Below are 1,820 nucleotides of genomic sequence, written 5' to 3'. Positions count from 1 at the left end.
CTTCCATCCTGCGGGAGAGGCCCACTCGTCTCATCTCAGCCCGGTACCCATGTCAAGAACCTCATGACCCACAACAAGTAGTCCGCATCCACGTTCCGGCTGTCCTTGATGGCGCTCCGATGTGGAATCTCCTCGGAGAGGTTCTCCTCGTCCGCGTTGTTTGCCGAAGCCACCACCTTTTCGAGGCCGGCCACCTCGGGCCGGAGTTCGCGCGCCCGTCGTCGCATCCTGCCCTGGCCGGTCCACTCATGGGTGCGTTCGGTGAAGGCGTCGAGTGGGTTCTCACACGCAGACAATCGGCGTGCTCGTTCGACGACGTTGGACGCCAGGATGTCCCGGAGCATCGTCATCTTGCCGGTTCCGGGGAGGCCGTTCACACCCATCAGACCTGGCCCGCCCGCCTCGACGACGTCGGCCCGCGCGGCGACATCAATGCGGGCGGCTTGCGGATGCCTCGTGTGCTCGTGGGCAGTCACATTCGAGGAACTCAGCGATGGCTGCTGTGCCTGGATGGCGCACTTGCCCTCCTCCCCGAGGCTCGGCGCGGGCAATCCATCCCCCGTCTGACCTTCGCCCTCCCCCCCGGACAACGACGTCCGTTCAGTTCCGGTTCAGTCCGAACCGGCGCGTCATCAAAGCCTCCTTGTAGTGCTTCTCCGCGGCGTCGATCTGGGCCTGCGGGGTATTGGAGCCGAACACGCGCAACAAGCTGAACGTGTACCGCTCCGGCTGGTCGGGGTCGAGCTCCAGGGCATCCCGGAGGGCGACGTTCCCGCCATGCCCGTCACGGGCGTAGGCCTCCCACCGTCCAAGCACACCACGCTCACCGTCGGCCTTGCCCACGTAGCACTGGCCCGCGGTCTCGTCGGCGATCAGGTAGATCCCGCGTACGGCCTCCAGGGCGGTGCGCCAGCCGGCATAGCGGGTCTCGGTCACCATTGACTGCAGGTCCCCGTAGCTGAGCAGCACGTGGTCGAAGCCGGGGAACGCCTCGGTGGTGGGGTCGGCGATCTCCAGGACGGGGAACCGCGCCGCCAGGGGGCCGCGCTTGGCCCAGTTCACGGGGTCTGCGGACCACTCCACCACCAGGCGCTCCTCGAGGGAGGCCAGCAGCGGCACCGGCGCAACGTCGTACTACCGGTACCGCTCCGTGCGCTCAGCCACGGCTTCCCCGCGGTTCTCGTACACGGCGGTGAGGCGAGAACGACGCCCGCCCTCCCCCATGAAGATCAGCCAGTGGCGGGCAGGCTCCTTCGGGAACTTCCCCGCGTGGTGCTGCTCCCGCGTGTAGGCGAGCACCCGCTCCGGCGTGGCTGCCGCCCGCGATGGCAGCCCCGACTCCTTGTAGGTGTGGCGGATGGCGAGGACGTCGTGCGGGTCGAGGCCAGCGGCGGCGAGGACCGCACCGAGGGAGAGGACGAAGGGCTCGAGAGTGGGTTCAAAGGGCCGCACGAGGCGCCGGTCCTCGGCCGGCCGGGACTCCGCCAGACTCTGTCTCTTCATGCCGGGATGGGCCATGTCTGACACACGAGCTCAGCCAGGCGGCGCCCGCGAGCGCGGATGTCCTCGTCCGTCCAACGCTCCGTGTGCTGCAGGATCTCCTTGTTGAGCAGCAGCAGACTGTGCTGATTGAGGAGACTCCATTTGCCCTCGCTCGGTCGCCCGCCCTCGCGAAGGCCCTCAGCCTTGTCGTCGGTCCACGGGCGGTTGGACAGCGACGAGTTCAACGACTGCGTGATCCCCGTCAGGTTGCCGAGGGTGTTGACAAGCCCGTCCCGCTCCGCCGCCTGGTCGTGGCCCAAGGGCAAGCTCGATCCGGG

The 1,820-nt window shown here is 67.9% G+C and carries 4 protein-coding genes; all 4 read right to left on the bottom strand.

Translation table 11 applies throughout. The features are described 5' to 3' along the window. Nucleotides 1–35 precede the first annotated feature (35 nt). Nucleotides 36–476 (bottom strand): hypothetical protein, encoded by a 441-nt coding sequence (locus KVS67_RS11420; RefSeq protein WP_368669058.1) that lies wholly within the window; start codon nt 474–476, stop codon nt 36–38. 124 nt (nt 477–600) lie between these two features. Then, complete coding sequence (locus tag KVS67_RS14155) at nt 601–1,119, bottom strand: GIY-YIG nuclease family protein (RefSeq protein ID WP_245245400.1); 519 nt, start codon at nt 1,117–1,119, stop codon at nt 601–603. 15 nt (nt 1,120–1,134) lie between these two features. Further along, nucleotides 1,135–1,503 (bottom strand): hypothetical protein, encoded by a 369-nt coding sequence (locus tag KVS67_RS14150; protein ID WP_254629353.1) that lies wholly within the window; start codon nt 1,501–1,503, stop codon nt 1,135–1,137. Beyond that, nucleotides 1,500–1,820, bottom strand: a 321-nt coding sequence (locus tag KVS67_RS11410) for an HNH endonuclease family protein (RefSeq protein WP_217565384.1), incomplete at its 5' end; no start/stop codon positions are given. The genes KVS67_RS14150 and KVS67_RS11410, both read right to left, overlap by 4 nt.

Source organism: Micrococcus sp. GbtcB5, assembly GCF_019091605.1.
Lineage (GTDB): Bacteria > Actinomycetota > Actinomycetes > Actinomycetales > Micrococcaceae > Micrococcus > Micrococcus luteus.
Note: the sequence above shows the minus strand (reverse complement) of the source record. Positions and strands in the feature narration are given on the sequence as shown.